The organism is Petroclostridium xylanilyticum, assembly GCF_002252565.1.
Taxonomy (GTDB): Bacteria; Bacillota; Clostridia; order SK-Y3; family SK-Y3; genus Petroclostridium; species Petroclostridium xylanilyticum.
Genome location: NZ_NPML01000029.1, coordinates 139,098 through 164,782, shown reverse-complemented (window position 1 = coordinate 164,782; position 25,685 = coordinate 139,098). Strand labels below are relative to the sequence as shown.

The 25,685-nt window shown below is 36.6% G+C and carries 14 protein-coding genes; 1 reads left to right on the top strand and 13 read right to left on the bottom strand.

Annotated elements, in window-relative coordinates; genetic code table 11:
* Positions 1-87 precede the first annotated feature (87 nt).
* The 3 genes from CIB29_RS17275 to CIB29_RS17265 form a co-directional block, all read right to left on the bottom strand.
* Complete coding sequence (locus CIB29_RS17275; RefSeq protein ID WP_094551804.1) at positions 88-1,410, bottom strand: ABC transporter substrate-binding protein; 1,323 nt, start codon at positions 1,408-1,410, stop codon at positions 88-90.
* Between the two features lie 304 nt (positions 1,411-1,714).
* The gene (gene gtfA, locus CIB29_RS17270; protein WP_094551802.1) at positions 1,715-3,169 is read right to left on the bottom strand and encodes a sucrose phosphorylase; all 1,455 of its coding nucleotides are present in this window, start codon (positions 3,167-3,169) and stop codon (positions 1,715-1,717) included.
* 161 nt (positions 3,170-3,330) lie between these two features.
* On the bottom strand, positions 3,331-4,308 hold the full coding sequence (locus CIB29_RS17265) for a LacI family DNA-binding transcriptional regulator (protein ID WP_094551800.1): 978 nt from the start codon (positions 4,306-4,308) through the stop codon (positions 3,331-3,333).
* Positions 4,309-4,465: 157 nt separating this feature from the next.
* On the opposite strand from CIB29_RS17265, the gene CIB29_RS17260 reads away from it, so the two are divergent.
* Positions 4,466-5,659 (top strand): IS4 family transposase, encoded by a 1,194-nt coding sequence (locus CIB29_RS17260; RefSeq protein WP_094545964.1) that lies wholly within the window; start codon positions 4,466-4,468, stop codon positions 5,657-5,659.
* Between the two features lie 912 nt (positions 5,660-6,571).
* On the opposite strand, the gene bioA is transcribed toward CIB29_RS17260, so the two are convergent.
* The 10 genes from bioA to CIB29_RS17210 all read right to left on the bottom strand — a co-directional run bounded on the left by bioA (position 6,572) and on the right by CIB29_RS17210 (position 25,679).
* Positions 6,572-7,918 (bottom strand): adenosylmethionine--8-amino-7-oxononanoate transaminase, encoded by a 1,347-nt coding sequence (gene bioA, locus CIB29_RS17255; RefSeq protein ID WP_094551798.1) that lies wholly within the window; start codon positions 7,916-7,918, stop codon positions 6,572-6,574.
* A gap of 31 nt (positions 7,919-7,949) precedes the next feature.
* On the bottom strand, positions 7,950-8,777 hold the full coding sequence (gene bioC / locus CIB29_RS17250; protein WP_094551796.1) for a malonyl-ACP O-methyltransferase BioC: 828 nt from the start codon (positions 8,775-8,777) through the stop codon (positions 7,950-7,952).
* The gene (locus CIB29_RS17245) at positions 8,770-9,525 is read right to left on the bottom strand and encodes an alpha/beta fold hydrolase (RefSeq protein ID WP_094551794.1); all 756 of its coding nucleotides are present in this window, start codon (positions 9,523-9,525) and stop codon (positions 8,770-8,772) included. The genes bioC and CIB29_RS17245 overlap by 8 nt, the downstream gene beginning before the upstream one ends.
* Before the next feature lie 18 nt (positions 9,526-9,543).
* Complete coding sequence (gene bioF / locus CIB29_RS17240) at positions 9,544-10,707, bottom strand: 8-amino-7-oxononanoate synthase (protein ID WP_094551792.1); 1,164 nt, start codon at positions 10,705-10,707, stop codon at positions 9,544-9,546.
* A 41-nt stretch (positions 10,708-10,748) separates the two neighbouring features.
* Positions 10,749-11,474, bottom strand: a complete 726-nt coding sequence (gene bioD, locus CIB29_RS17235; protein ID WP_094551791.1) for a dethiobiotin synthase — start codon at positions 11,472-11,474, stop codon at positions 10,749-10,751.
* A 508-nt stretch (positions 11,475-11,982) separates the two neighbouring features.
* Positions 11,983-17,979: an alpha-amylase family glycosyl hydrolase gene (locus CIB29_RS17230; protein ID WP_094551789.1), complete on the bottom strand. Its 5,997-nt coding sequence runs from the start codon at positions 17,977-17,979 to the stop codon at positions 11,983-11,985.
* Between the two features lie 380 nt (positions 17,980-18,359).
* Entirely contained in the window at positions 18,360-20,831 is a 2,472-nt protein-coding gene (locus CIB29_RS17225) for a glycoside hydrolase family 31 protein (protein WP_094551787.1), read from the bottom strand.
* A gap of 46 nt (positions 20,832-20,877) precedes the next feature.
* Positions 20,878-21,393 carry an alpha-amylase family glycosyl hydrolase gene (locus CIB29_RS17220; protein ID WP_094551785.1) on the bottom strand — a complete coding sequence of 172 codons (516 nt, stop codon included), beginning with the start codon at positions 21,391-21,393 and terminating at the stop codon, positions 20,878-20,880.
* A gap of 186 nt (positions 21,394-21,579) precedes the next feature.
* The gene (locus CIB29_RS17215; RefSeq protein ID WP_157910354.1) at positions 21,580-23,892 is read right to left on the bottom strand and encodes a family 65 glycosyl hydrolase domain-containing protein; all 2,313 of its coding nucleotides are present in this window, start codon (positions 23,890-23,892) and stop codon (positions 21,580-21,582) included.
* A gap of 38 nt (positions 23,893-23,930) precedes the next feature.
* A complete protein-coding gene (locus CIB29_RS17210) occupies positions 23,931-25,679 on the bottom strand; it encodes an alpha-glycosidase (RefSeq protein WP_094551783.1) in 1,749 nt (582 codons plus the stop codon).
* Positions 25,680-25,685: the final 6 nt, after the last annotated feature.

Sequence of the window (25,685 nt, the reverse complement as noted above, 5' to 3'; positions counted from 1 at the left end):
CATAATCCTTACAATAAATAACGGATAGGTTTAATTACGCATATCCGTTATTTATTGTCATTTATTATTATTGAGTTTTAAATTTTCTTATTTTGCTTGTTTCCAGTACTCTTCTATTTCTTTTGCCAAAGTTTCTACGTCACTTTGTCCTGCAAGATATTTCTGCATGCTGGCACCTACTTGTTTCCAGTGGTCTGCCGGCATTGCAAAATAAGTGTCAATACTATTCATTGCTTTATTTTGGGTCATATAATCCTTGATGGATTTACCCAAAGGATCCTGGATTTCCAATGTAATATTTTTGAAAGCAGGAATGAAATTTGCTTTGTTTACCAAGAAATCCTGACCGCTCTTTTCATATACTATCCAGTTTAGGAATTTCTTAGCTGCTGCCTGTTGCTCCGGTGAGTTCTGTTCTTTATCTACACCTATAAACTTAGATGTCCCTTTTATAATCTGTGAGTTACCGTAGTCATCTGCATTATCGCTGATTGGCACCGGTACAAATCCGTATTGTCCATCCGCAGTGTCAAAACTCTTGATCTGCGGCCAAGCCCAGTTGCCCATGAACCAGAATCCTACAGTGCCTTTTCCTAATAATTCGGGACCTCTTTCATAAGTGCCTGCTAATGGATCATTTTTGTCAATATTGTATTTCTTCAAAACATCAAAAGTTTCCATTAAGCCGGTAAATATCTTGTTGTTTTTCAAATCAGCTTTGCCTTCTTTTAAAGACTGCATGAATTTCTTGAGTGAATCACCGTCTTTAGCCTGATCTACGTAAGCAATTGAAAGAAAATGTGCACCCAAGGACCAATCCATAGGTGAAATGACGACAGGAGCTACACCTGAAGCCTCCACCTTTTTGAATGCGTCCTCTAGACTCTTTCTTGTCTTGATGGAAGCAGGATCAACGCCAGCCTTATCCAATACCTTCTTATTGTATATTAATGCAAAACCTTCAATTGTAGACGGAAAACCGTACAATTTACCATCGATGGTAGCTGCGTCAGCAACACCCGGAATAGTATCTTCAACCCACTTTTCAGAAGTAAAATCTACAAACTTATCTTTAAATTTAACAATATCGCCCGGGTCTAGCATAGCAAGAGACGGCGCATTCCCTGAAGCATACATGGATGTAACCTTTTCAAAAGGAGAACCTCCTGCAGGACAAGGGATAACTTCCAACACTATGCCAGGATTTTCATTGGAAAATACCTTTGCAGCTTCTTCTAATTGGGCCTGAACTTCACCTTTTGAGTTAAGTAAAGTTATTTTAACTTCTTTTCCTGCTGGTTCTGCAGATTGGTTTGTAGATTGGTTTTTATTAGCAGTTCCACAGCCAGCTAACATAGAAATTACCAGCATAAACGAAATCATTAAGGATAACAGTTTAATCTTTGACATATTTATTTATCCTCCTAACAATTTTTAGAATTCAGGTGTTGAATTTTATAAATTACACTTGATACGCTACATTAGGGTAAGGAGCATCATGTAATGTATTTAGTGTTATTTATATAGTTTGACGGCCGTCTTTTCAAACCACTATATGGTCTAACTTTATTATACAACTAATCTACATCATATGTCAACCGTTTGACATATGTTTTGTAATATTTTTTTTACTTAACAAACAATTAAATCAATATATTGCATTAATTATTTTGTACATAAATACCAAAAAATATATATTGCATATTAAATTTCATTAGCAGTCAGTTAAATTTCTATAAGTTCTATCTTGAGGATCAAAGTAGCTTATTGTATACTTGTGAGTCTTTAGATCAGCTTTCAGTATTGCCTCAAACTCGTCTTTTTTCCATGAAATCTCCAATGACTGCTCATCGTTTGTATCGAGAATCTTGTAGTCACCATTGAAAGCGGGGTAAGAGTTGCGGAACCTCATCAGGTTGAACAGCCTTTTTATAACTGGCCTCTTGAGATTTTCCTCAACCTCCTCCTTAGTATAGTAGTGACGGTTTATGTTTCTCCCCACCTTGGTCTTTTCAAGAAGCTCAATGTCATTTTCTCCGGCCAGCAGCCCAACATAATACACCTGGGGAATTCCAGGCGCAAAAAACTGGATTGCCCTTGCCAAAAGGTATGCGTCATCATTATTTCCCAAAGCTGAATAATAAGTGCAGTTAATCTGGTAGATATCAAGATTATTATAAGCTGTTGTATTGTATATCCTTTTTACGTTTGCGCCCCTTGAAAACAGGTATTCTTTTGTTTGCTCAATTTCATCATCGCTTAAAAGGTCTCTTACGTCCACCACTCCTATTCCATCATGTGTATCAAGGGTGGTAAACTGCTTCCTTGGACACTGCTTGAGCCAGTTTACAAGCCTCTTGTTAGAGCCACTGTAAAGGGTGTAAAGCAACAGCATGGGCAGAGCAAAATCGTATACCCAGTATCCTTTTTCAGCAAGCTTTAACTGTATTGAGTAATGCTCATGTATCTCGGGCAGTATTTCAACGCCATAAGGTTCTAATATTGATTTTGCATAGTCAAGCAGTTCCCAAACATCAGGTTCTATGAAGAAACAATTTGTCCCAATCTTTTTGGTCGCATATGCGAAAGCATCAAGTCTAATAATGGATGCACCTTTTTTAGCCAGATGTACCAAAGAGTCCCTTACAAACTTCCTGGTGACTTCGGCAGATAGATTCAGGTCAACCTGCTCACTATCGAAGGTACACCATATTTTTTCAGTTGTCCCATCTTCAAATTCTACTTCAATATATGGAGCCCTGGGTTTTCTCTTGTAAATAATGTCAATGTCTTCCTGAGTTGGCTCTCCATTGGGCCAGAAGTCCTTATACCGGATAAAAAAGTCGGCATAAGGTGAATTATCCTTGTTTTTTACGAAATCCTTATAGTATTTTGAACTTCGGGATATATGATTGATCATGAAATCAAACATCAAATAGAAATCTTTGCTCAAGTCTTCAATATCATGCCATGTCCCGAAACTTTCATCCACTTCTTCATACGTAAGCGGTGCAAAACCCCTGTCAGCAGATGACGGAAAAAAGGGGAGAATGTGAACACCGCTGACAACATCCTTAAAATGTGTTTTTAAAAGGCTTCCAAGTTCATTTAAATTTTTTCCCATGCTGTCAGCATAAGTAATAAGCATTATTTCATTTTTAATTGACATGTTTATTTACTCCTTTCTTTTGACGGCCGCTTTTAGAAATCATCTATTGAACTTATTTAATTATATACCCTATACATAATATATGTCAACCGATTAACATTTTAAAAAATATATCAACCGGTTAAAAAAAATATATTAACCGGTTGATATTAAGTGAAAATCTATGCTGTATACCTTTCCACCAAGGTAACAGGAAAAATATTTTCCATCAAAACTTTTTCGTCATTTATTTGCTTGATAATTAATTCTATAGCTAATTTGCCCATCTCTTCTATTGGCTGCCTTATTGTTGTGATTTGCGGAATAACTAAAGATGCTATTTTAACGTCGTCATAACCTACAATCTTTATATCGTCAGGTATATTTTTATTGAATTGGGAACAGACTTTAATGGCATATGCGGCCATTATATCACTACTTGCAAATATTCCATCTATATCCGGATGGTCTTTAAATAAATTATAAATCAGTTTTTCGTATTGATTAATATCAAATACTTTTATATCTGTTTGAACGGTTATGTGCTCTATGTTTCTGTCAACAGCCATATCAATAAAAGCTTTATATCTTTTGTTTGCTAACAGGTTTAATTTTAAATTACCGCAAATATGTGCTATTTTTTTACATCCCTTATCTATTAACAGGTTTGTTGCTAATTTACCCCCTTGATAGTTATCTGATGAAATATAAGGGATGTTGTCTGAAATACATCTATCAAATGTTACTATAGGCAAATTTAAGTTTATATACTCATCTACTTCTAAAGTATGGCTCCCCATTATTATGCCATCAACTTGATGTCTTTTCAGCATATCTATATATTCTCTTTCTTTTGTCCTGTCAAGCTGGGAATTGCATAATAATATTTTATAACCGTAATTATAGGCATAGTATTCTATATAATTAGATAATTCTCCAAAAAACGGATGTGAGACAGTAGGTATAATAAGTCCAATGATGTTGGATTTTCTTCTGTATAACGAACGGGCGATTTCATTTGGTTGATAGTCTAACTCTTCCATTGCCTTATATACCTTTTGTCTCGTAGCGTCACTTATATAACCTCTATTATTTAAAACGCGAGAAACAGTTGTTACGGTTACCCCCGCCTTTTGTGCTACATCTTTTATTGTGGCCATATCATCCCTCTTTTGTAATATTTTTCAGTATTGTTGCATAAAATTTTTTAGCAAAAATCAACGGTAATAAATACCTGTTGGTAAAATGAAAACTCCTTGTTAATATTAGTGGTAGTACCCAACCAACCACATTCTATTAACGAAGGAGTTAACAAACATGAATGATTGTACTACAGTTTTTGAAACTTTAAAAGGCTTTTTACCAATGAACTTACTGGAAAAAGCCGTTGACGAAACCGATGCAGACCACGGAACCAAGAAATTTACTGTTCTTCGGCAACTGAATACTATGATGTATGCACACTTGGTCCAGAAAGACAGCCTTAGGGATATTGTTACAGGTATTATGGCTGACCAGAAACTCCAGAAATATACTGGCACAATAAGTTTTTCACAGCTATCCCGCAAAAACAGCGACCGTGATCCGGATGTTTTTAGAAGGATATTTGAAGCTGTTCTTGCTAAACTTAAAAAGCATCACGGTATACGTATCATACCTGGTAGCTGGGGCACGCTAAAGATACTGGACGCTACTATAATAAGGCTTTGTATCTCTCTCTTTCCCTGGGCTGACTATCGGGAAACTAAAGCTGCAGTCAAGGTGCATACCCTGTACGATGTTCTTTTAGGTTACCCGGATCAGATTATAGTGACAGAGGGTATTATACATGACAAAGAGAAGATGGATTCCCTTATTACCAAACCCAACATCACATATATATTTGACCGCGGCTATTTAGACTACAAAGAGTTTGACAGGTACTGCAAGGAGGATATATTCTTTATCACAAGGCTTAAAAAGAATGCTGTAATGGAGTTAGTTAGTATAAACTCAATATCCCAGGGAGGCCCTGTACTATCTGATAAAGAAGTAATTCTCGGTGGCTTTTATACAAAGATGCAGCACTCCTTGAGAGTTGTGGAAGTAATCGACTCTTCTACAGGTGAGCCCTTTTATATAGCCACAAACCGCTTTGACCTTACAGGTGAGGAAATAGCTGAAATCTACCGTCTAAGATGGCAGATAGAGCTATTCTTTAAGTGGATAAAGCAGCATCTTAAAATCAAGAAGTTTTATGGTACCAGTTTTAATGCAGTCTTAAACCAGATTTACACGGCATTGATTCTGTTTTGCTTGTTAAAACTCATGCATATTCTGGTGGGTACCAATCATAACTTCTTGGAGATGGTAAGACTCATTGCAGGCGGACTGTGGAATACCATTGCCTACCTTAAAAAGTCTCTATCCACTGTAAAACCTCCAGGTCGCAAACGAAAGCGGTTTAATTGGAAGAGAGAGTACGTTGATTTCTACATCCAGTGTATGTTTGGTAAGGTTTCGTCATATTAAGTTTTTAAATTTAATATTGTTAGGCTTAGGTGGTCACTCCCCTTTTCTCTAACGTTAACCATAATTTTCTTATGGGTGCAGGTTATACCTGTAAATTATTACTATTGATTTTTGCTAAACTTTTATTTGCAACAATACTGAATATTTTTAATAATTAACTATAAATGAGCAAATTAGAAACCATAAAATTCCATATAGAATAATGAGCATACGTACTTTATTCTTTCTATACATATATTTACAATAGCGCTTTAATCTGGTCAAACATATATGAAGCCCGCAGGGTTCAGCATCAATTGCACCCTTTGTCACCAGTTCATGGATTAGCAAAAATGAATGCATCCTTAATAATTTTATATAAAGATATTCTACATCTTTAATTGTAATAGATGTAGAACTATTTTTCAAGTATAGCCCCAAAAACGGTTGTGTGTAAAAAATATCTGATACATATTTTACTTATTTTACTATTTGTTTTATGAAAGCTTTAGGTACGTCACTCACCTTTTTTATCCTCTGATTTACCCTCTTATGTCCCTCTGGATCACATATATTGGTGTTGAAATAATAAAAAAGACAATTATCAATCAAATTTAAAATTTTGTTGACAATTGTCTTTAATACAAATCAAAACGTCGAAGCACTGACCAGTTATATAAAATATTTAGAGTGTTTCTATATACCTTTTTATTATTACTTTTTTATCTCTGGGTAAATCTAATTTTATATCCCACATATCCCAAAAAAATAAAAAAATAAAAAAATTTCTTTGTATAGCAGTCAGTCATATACTTTGTGGCTATTTCACTTATTAATAATACTTAAATATATTAACAGGCTCCAAGCCTTTCCACTATATTCTTTCCGTATAGGTGAACTAGCACAACAGATTAAATATATAATTTTTTAGAACTATCTGCCAAAATATTGATTAATAGATTCAAAAGCTATACTCACCATGAACTCTATATCTTTCTCTTCTACAATATAAGGAGGCATGAAATAAATTACATTTCCCAAAGGGCGAAGCAATACACCTTTCTCCAGTGCTATTTTATATATATTATATCCAATTCTTTTAGTCCAATCGAACGCTTTCTTTGTTTTTTTATCTTCAACCAGCTCTAATGCTCCTACCATTCCCAATTGACGAAACTCACCTACATAAGGGTGCTTTTCTGCAAATTTTACTGCCATGTCGCCAATCAATTTAGATTTTTGTTTATTTTTTTCCAATACATTATCTTCTTCAAAAATATTAAGGGATTCACAGGCAATAGCGCAAGCTATAGGGTTTCCCGTATAGCTGTGGCTATGCATGAAAGCCTTTAACTCAGTGTATTCACAGTAAAAAGCTTTATATATTTCATCAGTAACAAGGGTAAGAGATAATGGCATATATCCGGCAGTTAATCCTTTGGATAAACACATAATATCAGGACTAATGCCCGCATATTCACAGGCAAACATTTTACCCGTCCTTCCAAACCCCACTGCAATTTCATCGGCAATAAAATGGACATGGTATTGGCTGCACATCTCTTTTAACTTTTTCAAATAAATAGGTGGATATATTTTCATACCCGCCGCCCCTTGGATAAGAGGCTCGATAATCACAGCACAGATTTCTTTGTGTTTTTGGCTTATTAATTTTTCCATGTGCTCAAAGCATTCTGCGTTGCAGTCCTGCCTGCATTTGCCATAGGGACAGCGGTAACAATCGGGCCCCGCTGCCTTATAAGTGTTGAGCATGATAGGTTTAAATATTTTACTATACAAGTCCAAGTCTCCTACCGAAAGTGCACCCAACGTTTCCCCATGATAGGCATCAGAAATGGCTGCAAATTTTGTCTTTTGGGTTTTCCCTGTTTGTTGATGGTACTGAAAACTGAGCTTGAGTGCCACTTCTATCGCCGAAGAACCATTATCTGCAAAGAAAACTTTATTAAGCCCCGCCGGAGTGATGTTTACAATCCTTTCTGCAAGTCCTATGGCCGGCTGGTGTGAAAAATTTGCAAATATTACGTGTTCTAAATTTTCCACTTGCTTTTGAACCGCCTTGTTAATCCTTTTATTACTATGCCCGAACAGGTTCACCCACCAGGAAGATACGGCATCCAGATACGCCTTTCCATTTATATCATACAGGTATGCCCCTTCTCCTCTTTCAATGATAATAGGCGGAAAGTCTTCATAGTCTTTCATCTGGGAACATGGATGCCAGATATACTGCAAATCTTTTTTTTGTAAATGATTCATACTTCATCACCTGCTAATCCTAATAATATCTTTAGTTCAAAATCTCTATACTAAAAAACAAGCAATGATATGTTGCTTTGATTTTATTTTTTTCTCGAAAGTCGGTATCATATATTCTTATCATCTCTTTTAAAAGGGATAAGCTCTTGTCATGACGCTCCTGATTGCTATTGTTGGCTCCGACTTTTTTAACCGATTCTAAAAATGCTTTTACAGAAATAAAATATTCATATTCAAAACATTCTTTTCCTGTTATCAAAAACGGTGGAAATTCTTGAGAATTCAAAGTACATTGACATAAATTGTATAGATGGTCAAAACTGTAAAACGACTGTCCCGGTAGAATATCTGTATCAAGTCCAAGATACTGTTTAGCTTTCTGATATGATTGGTGCAGCTCAGTAAAAGTCTGATTGCCAAAAGTCGAAAAGCAGATAATACCTTTTCCATTTAGCATTCCATAAAGCTTTTGGATGGTTTTATCAAGATGGTTAAACCATTGAAAAGTAGCATTAGAGACAATCAAGTCATATTTCTCACCTATTTCCATCTCCTCGATATCCCCACATAAAAATGTTACATTTTTTTGCTTAAAATTTTCTCTGGCCAGTTCTATCATTCCGGGTGCTATATCAACTGCTGTAATATGTGCCAGTGGAAAAAGGTCGGTTAATTGCTTTGTCAAGTAACCGGTCCCGCAGCCAATATCAAGAATACGGATATTTTTAGAAAATTTGCTTCTTTTGGGTTTTATAAAATCCACCAATTCATGAGCCATTTTTTTCTGGACAGCGGCGTATTTATCATAATTTACAGCATTTCTACTGAAATGTTTTCGTAATAACTGTTTGTTAATCATATAAACTCCCATCCTTTATAAATTGTTTTATGTAAACCATGCATTGGTCCGGATTTGTAAAAAAAGGCAGGTGGCCAACGTCCGGCAATACCTTCAGCGTCACGTCTGACGATGCTTTGCTTGCAATAAGTTCTGAAGCAGTCACGGGACAGATTTGATCCTTTTCTCCATGGATAAGGAGGAGTGGAGTTTTAATAAATTTAAGTTTCTCCCTGAAATCCGTTTGAATAAGATAATCCAGTCCTGTTAATAAAGACAAGGTCTCACTGTTACAAAAATTTTTATTGATGAGTTGAAGAAACCGTCCATTATCTCCTCGTTTTTTTTCGATTGACGAAAACATTGAATCATAGAAAGTCAATAATGTTTGTTCTTTATCTTTTTGAAGCTGGCACTTCATTCTTTCTACGATATACCGTGGCCACCCTGCATGATAGTCATCACTTTTATGATTGGTAAAACGACTGGTCCCTCCTATCAAAATGACATCTCTAATTTGTGCCTGATATTCACTCGCAATATCTAAAGCAACTAAAGATCCTAATGACCATCCTAATAAAGAGAAAGATAGTATTTGTTTTGTCGTAATAAGCTGTAGCACTTTCTCTTTAAAGCCGTCAATAGAATGGACTCCATCCCATTCGACAAATAATAATTGAAAATGCTTAGCCAATTCTTCCCGTATAGGCATCCAGACACAGGATGCCATCCCCCAGCCTGGAAGCATAATTAAATGTGGTTTTTCCATAAAATATCACCTGATTTTCTATATGATATCCAATTTTTGTCCTACTTCTTTTATCTTTTCCAATGAATAGCTCAAATCTTCTCTGGTATGTGTCGCCATTAAACTGACTCTTAAACGGCTGGTGCCTTCAGGTACGGTAGGCGGACGGATAGCCGGAATATATATACCTTCCTCCAACAATCTTCTGCTAAATTGGACTGCAGCATCAGCTTCGCCTATTATAATAGGTATAATTGGTGTCTTAGTTTCTCTGATTTTAAATCCTGCTAAGATAAGTTGTTCCTGAAACCACTTTGCATTTTCCAATAGTACTTTTCTTAATTCAGGTTGTTCTTTTACTATCTCCAAGGCCTTTAAGGAAACTGCAATAGTCTGCGGGGCTAATGCAGTAGAGTAAATAAAACTTTTGGCACGGTGTCTCAGGTAGTCAATAAGGCACTGTTTCCCTGCTACGTAACCACCTTCACTGGCTAAGGCTTTACTCAATGTCCCCATTTGAATATCAATCCTGTCTTTTAAGCCAAAATAATCTGCCGTCCCGGCCCCGTTAGGTCCCAAAACACCTGTGGCATGGGCGTCATCAACCATTGTAATAAGTTGGTATCTTTCAGCTATTTCCACAATATCTTCTAGTGGTGCAATATCGCCGTCCATGCTAAATACACCGTCTGTTACTATCAAACCCGGAATGCCTTGATATTTTTTTACCTTCTTAAGCAAATCTTCCATGTCACAGTGTTTATAAACAATTAATTTTGCACCGCTCAACCTGCAGCCGTCAATAATACTGGCATGATTCAATCTATCACAAAAAACAACCCAGTTTCTATCTGCTAAAGCAGCTATAGTCCCCAAATTTGCCATATATCCTGTATTAAAAACCAAACTGGCTTCGGTCTGCTTAAATTGTGCCAGTCTCTCTTCTAATTCTTTGTGTAATTTATAACTGCCTGTAGTCAGTCTGGAACCACCCGAACCAACACCATAATTTTCGATAGCACTGATAGCCGCCTTTTTTAACCGCTCATCATTACAAAGCCCCAAATAATTATTAGAAGACAATAGCAGGACACTTTTACCTTCAATAACAGTACGTGGCCCTTGGGCAGCATCCAGATATGTCAGTTCTCTGTATAATCCCCGTTCTTTGATTTTTTGCAAATCTGCCATGATGTGCTTCATATCTAATTCTCCTATTGTTGTTATTCTCTTCTATTATTTAGTTAAATTTCATCCATCAATTCTATTAGGTCTTGTGTCTTGATTCTTTTTTCAAATTCTTCTTTTAAATTGCCAAATTGTAACTTTTCTACATCTACACCATCTAACCTCGGTATAACACCAATTATAGGAACTTTGGTTAGCTTTTTTACTGTTTCAATATTATCATCCGCACATAAGCTTGATTGAGTGTAGCCGTTTATAATAATACCTTTCACTTCTATACCAATACTTTGAGCATACCTGACGGTAAGAACAGTATGATTAATTGTACCTAAGCCCGCCCGGGCTACTACTATAACAGTCATGCCCAGTTCTTGAACAAGGTGGTACAGCATATATCCTTCATCATTCAAAGGGACGCAGAGTCCTCCACTGCCTTCCGCTATTATATATTTGTATTTATTTTTTATGTATTTAAACTTTTCTTTAATGACATTGATATCAATAGGTTTTTTTTCAATTCTGGACGCCAGATGGGGTGATACGGGAGTTTTAAAGCTATAAGGTGTAATATGGCGGTATTCTTCTTCCAATCCCGATATTCCCTTGATAAATCGGGTATCTCCCGGGACAAGCTGTTCCTTTTCAACCATCGCTCCACTCAACACCGGTTTAAAATAACAGGCATTGTATCCTCCCGACCGCAATAAGTACATAAGTCCTCCGGTTATAACCGTTTTACCTACATCAGTATCTGTACCAACAATAAATATACCTTTTGCCACTTATTTACACCTCCAAATTTTCTTTAATTGATATGTATTGCATATCATTTCTTTTATAGATATAGATTACATGATAAGAAAACAATTGTCAACCAAATTTTAATTTTGGTTAACAATTGTTTTCTTATTTAATTAATCTCTTTCGCTTTTTCTTCATCATAAACTATATAAGTATTACTAAGTACTTTACATTGTCTATTTTAGTTCACAATTCACGGTTCACAGGATTTTCTTGGCTAATTTCTGTGAACTGAGAACTGTGAACCGTGAACAAAATAACAATAATGTAACATACTTAGTGTTATTTATATAAAAAATGAGAATGAGATAATCTTGATATATGGTTTGTGATTTTAACATGTTTATCTCTTGATAATCATGCCCCGATATCTAATGGGCGTGTATTAGGTTGGCTTCAGCAATTCATAATTTACTTAACATAAAAATGAGGCTGGTAAAGATGTATGCTCTTTGCCAGCCTTTAGCAACTTTACAGTTCCTCTAATATTTAAAATCGGTTTGTTTTCTCCAGCAATTCTATAATCATTTTAGCAACTGCTGCACGCTCAGCTGACCCTGACGGATTGAATTTATTTCCTCCAACCCCATTTGCCAACCCTAGTGCTTTAGCTGCTTTCAAGCTATTTACTGCATAGCCGGATACTTCATTTATATCTGCAAAAGTTGCACTACTGTAACCTTTTACAGAAGTTAAGTCTTCTCCGGTTACATATGCATAAGCTCTCATAATCATTGTAACCATTTGCTCTCTTGTTATCTCAGCATCCGGTCTGAATGTTCCATCTTCATAACCGTTGATTAATCCGGCTTTTTTCATAGTAAGCACATAGCCTGTATAGTATGCATCTCTTGATACATCAGAGAATGTGTTATTGTAGGCTGCCTCTTCAAGGCCTAAGGCTCTTCCCAGGAAAGTTGCAAATTGGGCTCTGGTTACTTTTCCTGAAGGATTAAAGTTGATTCCATCTATTCCTTTAGTTATATGTCTTGCTGCCAATACTTCGATGTAATCTTTGGCCCAGTGTGCTTGAATATCCTGGAATGTTTTATTGTATTCCATTACTACATAACTGCTAAAATGGTCGGTCTCAAATTCAACTCCCGTATCGCTGAACTTACCGCCTTTGAATTCTATGCTACCATCTTCTGCTACATAGTAAGCGCCAGCTTTTCTCTTATCTTTGATGGAAGCCAAATCGTTACTGTCCATTTTGATTTCTACTTTTGCCTTAGCATTGAACCTGTCAACTTTTTTGTCCATTCCTTTGCTGTCTATTACAGATACTTCAAAGTTATATACTGCTCCTATAGGCTTCAATGCGCTATCTTTTGCTGTTGCATTGTCTTTAATTTCTTTTGCAGCTTCAGGTTTAACCAATTCTTTTTTAATTCTAACTTCTTTCGCGCCATTCATAAATTCTGCACTAATGGCTGCTGCAGGAAGTTTCACTACTCCATCACTTGCTGCAACCTGAATACCAATGCCTTTTCCTCGAAGCTTCTTTATAAATTCTGCTGATACAAATACTTCTAAAGCTTCGTTTGAAACAGCATCCTTTACTGAAATAGTGACAGCAGCATTTTCTTTTACTTTTGCAACTGCGTTCTCATTACCTTTTGCCTTTATATTTTCTATTACATTATTAATTGCTTTTTCAAATTTTTCCAATGCTGTTTCCAGGTCTTTTTCTTCTACTTTTACTACTTTCTTACCATCTTTTGTCTCTGCTTTTACACTATCTATCTGTCCAACTTTGTTAAGAACTTTTGCAATAGCTTGAGCTGCCTTATCATTTACATCTTCTAATTTTTCAAGAACCTTAGTCAATGCTTTTTCAGCCATTTCTGAAGAAATATCCTTATCTCCGATTTGATCCAATATATCTGATGCATCATCGGAATTTAATGTGTCATCCAAATTATCTATCATTTGGTTTACATCATTATCATCTGGAGCATTGCTAAAAATATTTCCTGATGAACCACTTGATGAACTACCACCGGAACTAGATGGTAATTTACCTGCGGTTGTGGTCACAACAATTGTATAGTCTTTTGTAGCTTTTCCAATCGCTCCACTATCACCCTTAAAGATGTTTGATTTGCTCTGTTCATTCGGCTCAACATGTATGTTGATTGTATTTTTACCATAGTTCAATTTTACTTCATGACTAAACTCGTATTGTTTATTGTTTGCATTATATTCAATATTGGTTACTTGCTCACCGTTAATAATCAATACAGGATCCTTGATAACACTGCCTCTCAACATGATTGTATCTGTATTAACTATCGTCCCGTCAGGATTGTTATAAATTACTACCGGCATATCAATCCAACGGACAACTTCATCTTCAACAACCATTTTATTTCCGCCCTGGTTCTGAACAATTATATGAAGATCTGTACCCGGTGCTCCATAACCATAATAGCTGACATCTTCTGTTTCTCCTCTATGCAAAGCCAATCCTTCTCTATCCCATGAATTGTTGCGCACATATTTATAATATACCTCTGTACCGGCTTTTAGCTTTATGGTAAAGGTGTAATCAGGCGTTACAGCACCACCGCGGGTCATTTCATGAGAATTGGTATTCCATTGTGTATCCGGAAAACTCCCCGGTATGGTAATAGTATCTCCCAAAGGCGTATAATCCGGTGCATGTAATTTAAACGTTACATCAATCATTACTAAATCCGGTGTTACCGTCACCGTATTTCCTTCTGCCCTGTTAAAGGAGTCATCAAAGCTTACAACCGTATACGTGTAAGTTGTACCATTTTCAACATCGTAGTCTGTATATGTCCTTACTTCCGAATCCCATATTCTATCAAGTAACTTTCCATCTCTATAAATTTCGAAACCATATACATCCTCTACATCAACATGATATACAGCATCCTGAACGGTATAAACATCATCTGCTACAGTCCAGTTTAACGTCACTCTAGACGATTCCTGTTCCGGTTGTGCTAAAACGGCCGGTGGAGGTGGTATTAGGTCACTGGACGGTTTCACTGAAATCTGCTTTTCTTCAGTACTACGCCAGTTAGTTCCCAGGTCACTGGAAAATTCTATCTTATATGTAAATACTCCCGTCAGCATTGGAATAAAGCTTGCACCATATACATCATTGTTGCCGCGGTCACCTTTATATTCTGCTTCATACCATGTCCAATCAGCATCATTTTCATGTTTTACACATAATCGGGCAATAATGCCTTCTCCTGCACCCGTTCCGTCCGTTATACCTTCAACCCAGATTTCAGCAGTCACATCATCCAATTGATAAACTGCTCCTATAACTGTTTCATCCGGAATTAAATTATCAACATCAAGATTTCCAACCCATCCAATCTCTTTATAGGGAATAACTTGGCCTGTTTCTACTTTTTCAGATTCATTGCCGGCATCGTCTACTGCTGCTACTGCATAATAATAAATAGTTGCATTATTGGCAGTAGTATCGGTATAAGTTGCTGCAGTAATTGGGTGGTCATTCAACAATACATAATCTCCACCGCTAAAAGTCGTCCTGTATATATTGTATTTAGTACCTGGTACTGCATTCCACTCAATGGATACTGTTTTATCTCCAACATTTTTTACTGTTAAACCGGTTATCTTTTCAGGAGGTGTAAGGTCCTGCCCCTCTTTCGTAATTAAAATCCTACCTGACATTTTAGGTACAGTAATATTTACTACTCCATCCGAAGAAGTATATTCTGTTGGTTCACCGCTTAATACATCAATAAATGTTACACCATCTCTTAAGTATCCTGCAACGTTTGCATCAATGTTTTCATCTGTATCTCCACGGTTGACAACAACAATCGCTGCACTATCGCCCAATTTCCTTGCAATTGCCATTACATTACCTTTTGCATAAACAGGTATTACATCACCCGATTGTAGTACTTTATTATTTTCTCTGATTTTCCCCACTTTTTTATAGTGTGCCAACAAGTCTGCATTTTCACTTCCCCATGGATACGGTCTGCGGCAGTCAGGGTCTTTTGAACCGGTTAAACCTGCCTCATCGCCATAATAAATCGTAGGTGCACCCGGGTAACCCATCTGGAAAACAGCAGCCAACTTTAATCTCTGAATTGCCATTTCAGACGGCGAATTAGCAGTTTCTGCCGGTGCATCTCCCCCCAATATGAATAAAGCTCTTTCAGTATCGTGAGAACCAACTAAATTCATCAATGCATAAAACGCCTCTTGCGGATAATCTTCTCTTATTGCCTCCAGTTCATTCATATATTGTTCTGCATTTCCATTTTTTAAGAAATTTAATACAGCACCTCTAAAGCGATAGTTCATGACCGAGTCATACTGGTCTCCCAGAAAATATTTGGACGCATCATCCCAGATTTCTCCTAAAATTACCGGGTCAGTACCTATTTCACTTACAAAACCTGAATCTTTGAGTTCTTTTCTAAATTCTCTCCAAAATTCCGTATCTACTTCATTTGCAACATCCAATCTCCAACCAGAGGCTCCTCTCTTGAGCCAGGTCTTTGATACAGAATCATCAGCATACATAATATAATCTGCCAGTGCTTTATTGTTTAATTCACTTGCATAGTTTACTTTTGCTTCCTGCCAGCCGATTTTCTCCTCCGGCATTAATGATTTGAATTCCGGTAAGCTGTCAAATCCCCACCACGCCTGATACTTATAATATTCCTGGGATGGCACTTTATTGTTTTCGATATTAAACCAATTATGCCAACCTTCTGCACTAAATTTCTGACCTTCAGCAATCAGTTCTTGCTCTACCTGTGCCTTGGCTTGTTCCTCGGTAAGGCTTGAATGGGCATTCATTTTATCATATACTCTTGACCAATACTCGTAGGCCCCCACTGTTGGATATTTACCGTATCGGTCAAAATAAACCGAATCATCGCCAACATGGTTGAATACTCCATCAATAATGAGGTGCATACCCCGTTCTTTCAATTCCTGTGTAAATGCCTGGAATTCTTCCAGTGTGCCGAACATGGGATCTAATTCTTTATAATCGGTTGCATCATATTTATGATTGGAGGCAGCTTTTGCAATGGGATTTAAATAGATTGTATTCACTCCCATTTCTTGCAAATAATCTAATTTTTGTCTGATACCTTCAATATCTCCACCAAAAAAATCGTTACTCCAAATACCATCTCCATCATATCCGGGTTGATCATTTTTACGCGGATTATCGGGAATTTCGTTCCATTGTTTGTGTTCAATTGGTTCATATCCTCGAGCATATTGTTTTGCATTATCGTTATTCAAATTCCCGTTAAAAAATCTATCCGGGAAAATTTGATAAACAATTGCTGCCTTCATCCAATCCGGTGTTTTATAATTCGGGTCATAGACAGTTAACTGGAATTCCTTTGCCCCCTCATCAAAAGATGTACCTGTCCCGTTTAATCCGTCATCATCACCATACTCTGCACTTGCAGGACCGTCACCTGCAACAAATTTGTATCCGTAAACTCCCTTTGTTTCGGGTATAAATTTTGCTTCCCAGATATCATACTTTCCATCCTCAGTATATCCTGCCTTTTGCATTGTATAGGTTTTTAAGCTTCCTGTCGTATTGTTTGTTACATATAATTTCGCCCTGCTTAAATCACCATATTTTGTACGTAATCTTAATGCAACTTCTGTACCTGCCGTGATGGCACCAAAAGGGCTGCGATACAATGAATCCCTTGAATTATGGTATAAAGCGGATTTATCTACCAAACCATCTGTACCAATCGGATTATAATCGGTATAAATTTCATGAGTTTCACTATTATAAAAGAATGTAATTTCGGTATCGTATTTTACATTTAAAGGTATATTCGCTCCGTCTCTTTGTCCGTTTAGACCATAATTTTCTTCCCAAGTTGAGCCTAAAGTGATTTTATATTCATAATTCCCCTTGGGTATTGAAACTGTAACAGAATATACTCCATCAAAGTTATCATCATACATTATTGCATTGGCTTTGTCCGGTGCCCAATTGCTCACATCACCGATTACTTGTTGTAAATTTCCTACCACCCGCGGAAGTCTAGAGGTTTCTATGGGAGTATACCAGGTGGAATCTGCAATCTTATGAGTATTATGGTTGTAATAGAAGGTAACTTCTGTTTCTGCTTCTAGTGCCAATCCTATATTAGCGCCGTCACGCACCCCTCCTGCACCGTAATTTTCTGCCCAACTGCCCAGTGCAATCTTATATTCATAATTACCTGCCGGCAATGTACCTGTAAAACTGTAAAATCCATTGCCTAAATTCGTCATTGCGGTTGTCTCTGCAGCAGGGTCCCACTCACTTGAATGACCCAGTTCATCCTGCAAATTTCCAACAAGGACAACTTTTAATTGTGTGTCTTGGGCATAAACTGCTGTATTTTGCAGCATTCCACTAAACATACTAAATACCACTGCCAACATCAGCAGCCACGAAATTACTTTTTTGTTCTTGATGACCATACATTGTTCCTCCTTTTTAATATAATTTTATGGAAACCTTAGTTTCCTATATAATTGAATTTTGGAGACAAGTTTCATTATATTTCTCCAAAAAACACTTCAATGTTTGGAAATATTCTAAAATAAAGGAGCTTTAATCTAAATCCTAATGGCAAAAAAACTGTTACTTCAGCATTTTCATACTTTTTAGCAAGCACTAAAATTTTTTCTTTTAATTTATTTATACTAAACTATAATCTTGATAAAATTAGTTTTGAAATTTATGCAAACGAATGCGCAAATATGTAAAAAATTATACTATGGTAGATTCTCTTGAAACTTTTGCGGCATTTATCGCCTTTTTTACCCCTATACTGAAGTTATTTACCATTAATTATCATTCAATAGGCACAGGTATCATTAACTATAATAGTATCTGCTTCTGGCTTGCTATCTTTAATGATTACATAAAGCACCCTTTCTTTGCCATTAAAATACCAATAGTTCTTACCATTTAGCATCTGATTTTCTTCTACTTCCTCTAGCATTTTCTCATTGCACTTTACTTCTTCAGGTTTTTTCTCCATATCATTGAATTTTAATATATATCTTTCTCGGCCCGTATCAAAATCCGTCTTTTGGGAAGAAATTTTAAAAATAATTTGCTTTTCATTGTTTTTACATTCAAAGTAGGTTAGTGAATATTTCCCTTCTTCATATTCAAAGGTTTCTCCATCATCTTCGTATAAAGTATATCTACTTTCAGTATCTGCATAAATCTCAAAAGTTAATTCTTTTATTTCTTTTTCTCCCATGTAATTCAAAGCTGGTGCCATAGGAATAATTGCTCCACGTTTAATAAAAATCGGCAATCTATCTAGTGGTGCATATATCATAATATATTTTCCGCCGACATATTTTTCTTTTGTCCAATAATCATACCAGATTCCTTTTGGTAGATATACCACTCTAAATTTTGTATCCGGTTTACATATCGGTGCTACTAAAATAGAGTCACCAACCAGAAATTCATCATTCAGATTATATACCTCCGGGTCATCCTGATACTCTAATACCAATGGTCTCATCACCGGAATACCTGTTATAGAGGCCTCATAAAAAATACTGTACAGGTGTGGCATTAATTTATATCTTAATCTGATATATTCTTTAATAATTTTTTCATATTTTTCTCCAAAAGCCCATGGTTCCTGAGATAGTTGATTAATAGAATTATGATTTCTGAAAAAAGGTGTAAATACGCCCAACTGTATCCATCTGGTCAGCAGTTCGCCATTGCTGTTTCCCATAAAACCGCCTGCATCAGGGCCTGCAAATGGTATCCCTGAAAGCCCCATATTCATTACCATTGGCATAGTCATTGAAAGATGCTCCCAAAAGCTTCTATTATCCCCTGTCCATACGGCTGCGTACCTCTGTATACCAGAATATCCTGCACGGGTTAAAACAAACGGTCTTTTTCCCTTAAGCAGTCCTTTTAATCCTTCGTAAGTAGATCTGCTCACAAGCATCCCATAAAGATTATGAAGCTCTCTATGGGTAGCAGGTTTCCCATCATTATCATGAATTACATCCAAATCCATTGTTTTATCTTCCAGCCCACCATTTTGTTCATCTCTGAAAACAGCTGGTTCATTCATGTCATTCCATATTCCTTCTATGCCTATATCGGTAAATGCTTTGTGGTTTTTCCCCCACCATTTTCGGGTTTCTTGTTTTGTAAAATCAGGAAACGCACTTTCTCCCGGCCAAACCCTTCCTATATAAGCACTTCCATCAATCTTTTTACAGAAATAATTATTCAGCATACCTTCCACATAATATTTGTACTCTGGGTCTTTTTTTACTCCTGGATTCACAATATTTACAATATGAAAGCCCATTTCTTTTAAATCTTGAATCATTTTTTCAGGATCGGGAAAACGGTGCAAATTCCATGTAAAAACCCTGTATTCATCCATATAGTGAATATCTAAATGAATAACATCACATGGTATCTCTTTTTTTCTAAAATTATTTGCTAACTCTTTCACTTCCTCTTCCGTACTATAGCTATATTTTGACTGATGATATCCTAATGCCCATTTTGGCGGCAAAGGCATTTTTCCTGTAATATCAGTATAGCGTGAAACTACTCGTTTCATTTCCGGTCCATAGATAAAATAATAATCTAATTTCCCTGCTTCTGCTTCAAAACTATAATATTTATCCTGGCCTTCCCCCATATTAAAGTGGGTCCTTGAAGGATTATCCAGGAAAATACCATAGCTTTTTCCCTTTGCCAATCCAATAAAGAATGGTATGGATACATATAGTTCCTTTGTATGTGGATTATGCGGATCAAAAATGTCGGTATTCCACATGCTTAAACTTTCTCCTCTTTTATCTAATGTACCGGCCTTTTCACCAAATCCATAGAAACGTTCTTCTTCTCTAATCTCGCTAAAGCAGGCAATATTTTTTCCTTTCCATCCTAAAAAACATTTGTCATAACTTTTATAAATGAGGTCACCTTCATAGTCGTAAATCTCCACTCCAAAAGGAATTTTATTCACCTGCATTTTCAGCTTATTAGTATTGATGATTACTTTATCCTCAAATTCAGTTGCGTTAATTTCAACTTCTTTGTTATCCTTAAAAATAACTCCCTGTGTTGTATCCAGCGAAGGAACTTCATTTGGTTTCATTAAAATTCTAATGATATCTTCAGCTAATACTTTTATCAAAACTTCTGTTTTTCCACAACGAAATCGAAAAAGATTTTCATTTTGCACGTACTCTGCTACATTCCCTAAATAGATATAATCATTTTCAATAGCTCTGCCTCTATCCATAATAACTTCGCTGTTCATTACTTCTTCTCCCTATCTTTTCATTTATCTTTGTTATTATTCGTTACTATTTTGATAAATTTTTTGACACTGCCAGTTTTGCCTTGTTTATGTCCCTACTCAATCTATCCATAACTCGATTCTGGTCATGGTTGGTCAAAAACGGAGCATCCAGGAAATTCGGTTCAACCTTCGCAAAAATCTTGTATACCTCTTCGAGCCTTGAAGCAAATCCATTGCTGCTCACTGTAATATCTGTCCCTTGATTTACAATTCTTATGATGCCTTCACCCACATCAAAGTTAAACAAAGTATCCAGGCCCTTGTAAAATGGTGCAATAACAGATGATTTTTCCCATACTTCACCTACAAGGTATGCATTGGGATTAACTTCTTCAACCGCAGCCCCAAACTCCTTCCACCACTGCTGGTTTTTCTCTCCCAGATTTGTCCCCAACGGATTTTCAAAGGCACCGTAAATATGCAGGGCAGCATCTAGCCTGAAGCCGTCAACTCCTTTATTCAGCCAGAATTTTGCAATCTTTTTAATCTCTTCTCTTACCTTCGGATTATCATAGTTCAGGTCCGGTTTTGTACATTACATCCTGTCAAAAGCCCTGCAATCACAACCAGGCACAGCACTCTTTTAATCCATGCATACATATGTTTTACCTCCTATTGGCTATTCAACAATATTTGTGTCAAATAGCAATATGACAGTAATTAATACTTCTTCCACTTGTAATCCCATTTCACTTCTTCCTTTTAGTTATATTTTCACCGATATATCATTACCTGTTTGAGACAGATATTCTTTATCAAATACATTTATTGACACAGGCTCTCCTGAGAGTTGTTCAACTATAACTTGTTTTTTGTGAACATATATTTTTAGCTTTCTTCCTCGGAAAGTTATTTTAAAAGAGTAAGACTCCCACTGCTCCGGTACATACGGATTTAAGCAAAGTTTTCCATTTATTACATTCACTCCGGCAAACCCTTGTACAATAGCAGCCCAGGTCCCTGCCATACTGGTAAGATGGACACCATCATCGGTATCGTCATTATAGTTGTCAAGGTCCAGCCTCGCTGTTCTCAAATACAGTTCATATGCTTTTTCTTCATACCCGATTCGGCTTGCAACAATGGAATAAATACTTGGTGAAAGGGATGATTCGTGTACCGTCCTTGGTTCATAAAAATCAAAATTTCTTTTTGTACATTCTACATCAAACCGTTCCGGTAAAAAATAAATTCCCTGGATGACATCGGCCTGCTTAATAAAGCATGAGCGCAATATTCTATCCCATGACCAGTGCTTGTTAAGAGGAAGCACCTCCGGTGGTAAATCTTTTACAAGCATTTGTTCCTTATCCATATATAAATCATTCTGCTCAAATATCCCGAGTTCTTCTACATAGGGATAGTACATCTTTTCAATAATATCCTGCCACTTCGATAATTCATCTTGCTTCAACTGTAATTTTGTCATTAATTCATGATATCTCTTTTCATCATTCTTTTTTATTTCATCCAGAGATGCCAATGTATATTCAAGGTTCCATGCTGCCATGGTGTTGGTATACCAGTTGTTATTGACATTATTCTCATATTCGTTTGGACCGGTTACTCCTAAAATCATGTATTTATCTTTACGAGGATTATAATTTACTCTGTCGGCCCAGAACCTGCTGGTTTCAACCAAGACTTCTATTCCATACTGGAAGAGATATGACCTGTCTCCGGTATAATTGGTATAATTGTAAATTGCATAAGCAATGGCTGCATTTCTGTGTATCTCTTCAAATGTAATTTCCCATTCATTATGGCATTCCTGTCCATCCATAGTCACCATTGGATAGAGTGCACCCTTAAACCCTAACTTTCTTGCATTTTCCTTTGCCCTCTCTAAATGCAAATATCTATAGTACAGAAGGTTTCTTGCAACATTTTCATTGGTATACAAGTAAAACGGGAAACAAAATGCTTCGGTATCCCAGTAGGTACTTCCACCATATTTCTCGCCTGTAAAACCCTTAGGACCGATATTGAGTCTTGGGTCTTTTCCCGTATAGGTCTGATTGAGTTGAAAAATATTATATCGAATCCCCTGCTGTGCTTTGACATCCCCTTCTATTACTACATCGCTATCTTCCCATTTTCTTTCCATTACCTCGCAGTGTTCTTTGAATAGTTCTTCATACCCCTTTTGAGTGGCTGATCTAAGTTTATCCAGTGTTATTTTTTCCAAAATATCTTCCTCATAGTCCCTAGATGTACATACAGAGACAAATTTTTGAATTTCAATCCTGCAACCTTGTTCAACCGGAATTTCCAACTTATAACCTACATATTTTTCTTTTGAGGCTAATTTTTCCGACATTAATTTTTTTTCTACAGTTATCTCTTCTGGATCCAGTATCAATTTTGTATCCATAGCTGTTGAAAGTATAAACCCGGTTTTTTTAGTCTTCATGGTTAATAATGCTTCATTGCTATTTACATTTCGGTTTACTTCTTCCCAGAATTTTTCCCCATAATTGGAATCTTCATTGGATACGTCACCATCAAGGTAAGGAGTAAAAGAGAATGTCCCGCTGTAATTTAATGGTGTGGCAGCAATTGAGATACAAGCAATATTGTTTTCTGCCATACTTAAAAATCGTTTAATTACAAAAGAAGTTTCTTTACCTTCATCACCTATCCAGGTAAATGTACGGGTTAACGTCCCTTCTTTCATATCCAATACTCTTTTAAAGTCTTTTACATTACAATGGGCCAAATCAAGCTTATTTCCATCAATTTCAACATCTATTCCAATCCAATTGGTTGAATTAATGACCTTGGCAAAAAATTCCGGATACCCAATTTTCCACCAGCCTACTCTTGTCTTGTCAGGATAATAAATTCCTGCTACATAGGTTCCCTGCAGGCTATCTCCGGAATAGCCTTCTTCAAAGTTTCCTCTTAAACCCATATGTTCATTGCCAAGACTGAATATACTTTCGGAAAATCTATTTGTCTTTGGATCAAATCCTTCTTCTATAATCTTCCATTCGTCAGCTATAAATTTATCAATCAAAACAATTCCCTCCATTAAAAAATTTATAATGAACATTCTTACGCCAATATCACGGCTCCATACGCAGGTAATACAAGCGACAACTTTTTCCCCTTTATCGGATAACTCTCTCCACTAAGTTGGTCCTTCAAGTTAACTACGTTTTCAGGCAGCCAATCTACGTCTACTTCCACAGTCCTCTCTTTCAATCCATTATTTATAAGAATTGCCACAGTTTCATCTTCATGTTTACGTAAATATCCATATACATTGGTTAAAGGGTCTTTCACCCAGGTATAGAACTCCCCTTTACGGAGAGCTGTGAACTTGTTTCGAATTTGCAACAGTTTCTTATAAAACTGTAATAGTTCCTTGTTTTGCTTTTTCTCATCCCAGATCATAGTACGTCGGCAGTCAGGGTCATTTTCACCTACCATTCCTATTTCATCCCCATAGTAAATCATTGGCATTCCAATATAGGTCATCTGAAAAAGGACTGCAAGGCGAAGTTGTTCTTCTTTTTCTTCACATGTAGTAAGAAAACGTTCTGTGTCATGACTGTCAAGTAAATTAAACATTGCATAAGTTGCCTGGTCCGGGTATATCATTCGTGTTTTGGCTAAACGTGCATCAAAGGTACTAATGCCAATTGACTTTTTAGCAAAGAAATCTATTACTGCATCCCGGAATAGGTAATTCATCACTGAATCATATTCATCTCCACGAAGCCATGGACCAGCATCATGCCAGATCTCTCCTATGATTAGTGCTTCAGGGTTAGCCTGTTTCACCACCTTACGAAATGCCCTCCAGAAGTCATGGTCTATCTCATTAGATACATCAAGCCTCCAGCCGTCTATTCCGACTTCTTCTATCCAGTACCTTGCCACACCCAGCAAATATTCCCTGACTTCAGGATTCCGTGTCATTAATTTCGGCATGCTCCAGACATCTTTGGCAAAGGTTTCGTAATTGGGTTTAGGGCTCTTCTTCACCGGAAAACTATAAACATTGAACCAATCTACATATTTTGATTTTTTCCCGTTTTTAATCACATCCTGAAAAGCAAAGAAATCATATCCACAGTGATTAAAAACAGCATCCAAAATTACACGAATTCCTATTTTATGGCATTCGTTTACTAATTCCTTACATGTTTCAATATCTCCAAAATGGGGATCAATCATATAATAATCGGTAGTATCATATTTGTGGGTAGATGGAGACTGAAAAACAGGTGTCAGGTATATTGTATTGATTCCAAGCTCACTTAAATAAGGTAACTTTTCAATAATGCCTTTTAAGTCCCCCCCAAAAAAGGTATCGGCCTTTGGAGGTTCACCCCACTTATGGACTTTCTCAGGGTCGTTCTTTTTATCCCCATTATAAAAGCGTTCGGGAAATATCTGGTATACAACAGCATCTGTGACCCAATCGGGAATTGTGTAAATATCCTTATCGCAAATGTAAGGGAATTGGAAAACTCCTGCATCCTTTGCTTCAGAAGCAAACCCCTTTTCTCCATACCAGACATCAAACCCCTCTTTATCTCTTAGATAAAATTGATACCGAGGACGCCTTGTAGATATCTCAATAATTGCTTCAAAATAATCAAACAGCTCATCTGAAGCTACCTTGCGCATAGGTATCATCTCTTCAGTTCCTGCAGGCTCATAACGGTCATCATAAAGTATAAAACATTGTACTAGATCGTTAATTTTTGCTCTTATTCGTACCTTAAGCTGATTGGGACCTACCGCAAAGGCATAAGGTATGTCAGATCTATGGAAAATTGCTTCTTTTATCATTAAAAT

What these genes read in the sequence shown, in the direction of transcription:
- gtfA (WP_094551802.1), bottom strand. Translation starts at nt 3,169, where the DNA reads ATGTCAATTAAAAATGAAATAATGCTTATTACTTATGCTGACAGCATG.
- bioF (WP_094551792.1), bottom strand. Translation starts at nt 10,707, where the DNA reads ATGAAGCACATCATGGCAGATTTGCAAAAAATCAAAGAACGGGGATTA.
- CIB29_RS17245 (WP_094551794.1), bottom strand. Translation starts at nt 9,525, where the DNA reads ATGGAAAAACCACATTTAATTATGCTTCCAGGCTGGGGGATGGCATCC.
- CIB29_RS17265 (WP_094551800.1), bottom strand. Translation starts at nt 4,308, where the DNA reads ATGGCCACAATAAAAGATGTAGCACAAAAGGCGGGGGTAACCGTAACA.
- bioC (WP_094551796.1), bottom strand. Translation starts at nt 8,777, where the DNA reads ATGATTAACAAACAGTTATTACGAAAACATTTCAGTAGAAATGCTGTA.
- bioA (WP_094551798.1), bottom strand. Translation starts at nt 7,918, where the DNA reads ATGAATCATTTACAAAAAAAAGATTTGCAGTATATCTGGCATCCATGT.
- CIB29_RS17230 (WP_094551789.1), bottom strand. Translation starts at nt 17,979, where the DNA reads ATGGTCATCAAGAACAAAAAAGTAATTTCGTGGCTGCTGATGTTGGCA.
- CIB29_RS17225 (WP_094551787.1), bottom strand. Translation starts at nt 20,831, where the DNA reads ATGAACAGCGAAGTTATTATGGATAGAGGCAGAGCTATTGAAAATGAT.
- CIB29_RS17260 (WP_094545964.1), top strand. Translation starts at nt 4,466, where the DNA reads ATGAATGATTGTACTACAGTTTTTGAAACTTTAAAAGGCTTTTTACCA.
- CIB29_RS17210 (WP_094551783.1), bottom strand. Translation starts at nt 25,679, where the DNA reads ATGATAAAAGAAGCAATTTTCCATAGATCTGACATACCTTATGCCTTT.
- CIB29_RS17275 (WP_094551804.1), bottom strand. Translation starts at nt 1,410, where the DNA reads ATGTCAAAGATTAAACTGTTATCCTTAATGATTTCGTTTATGCTGGTA.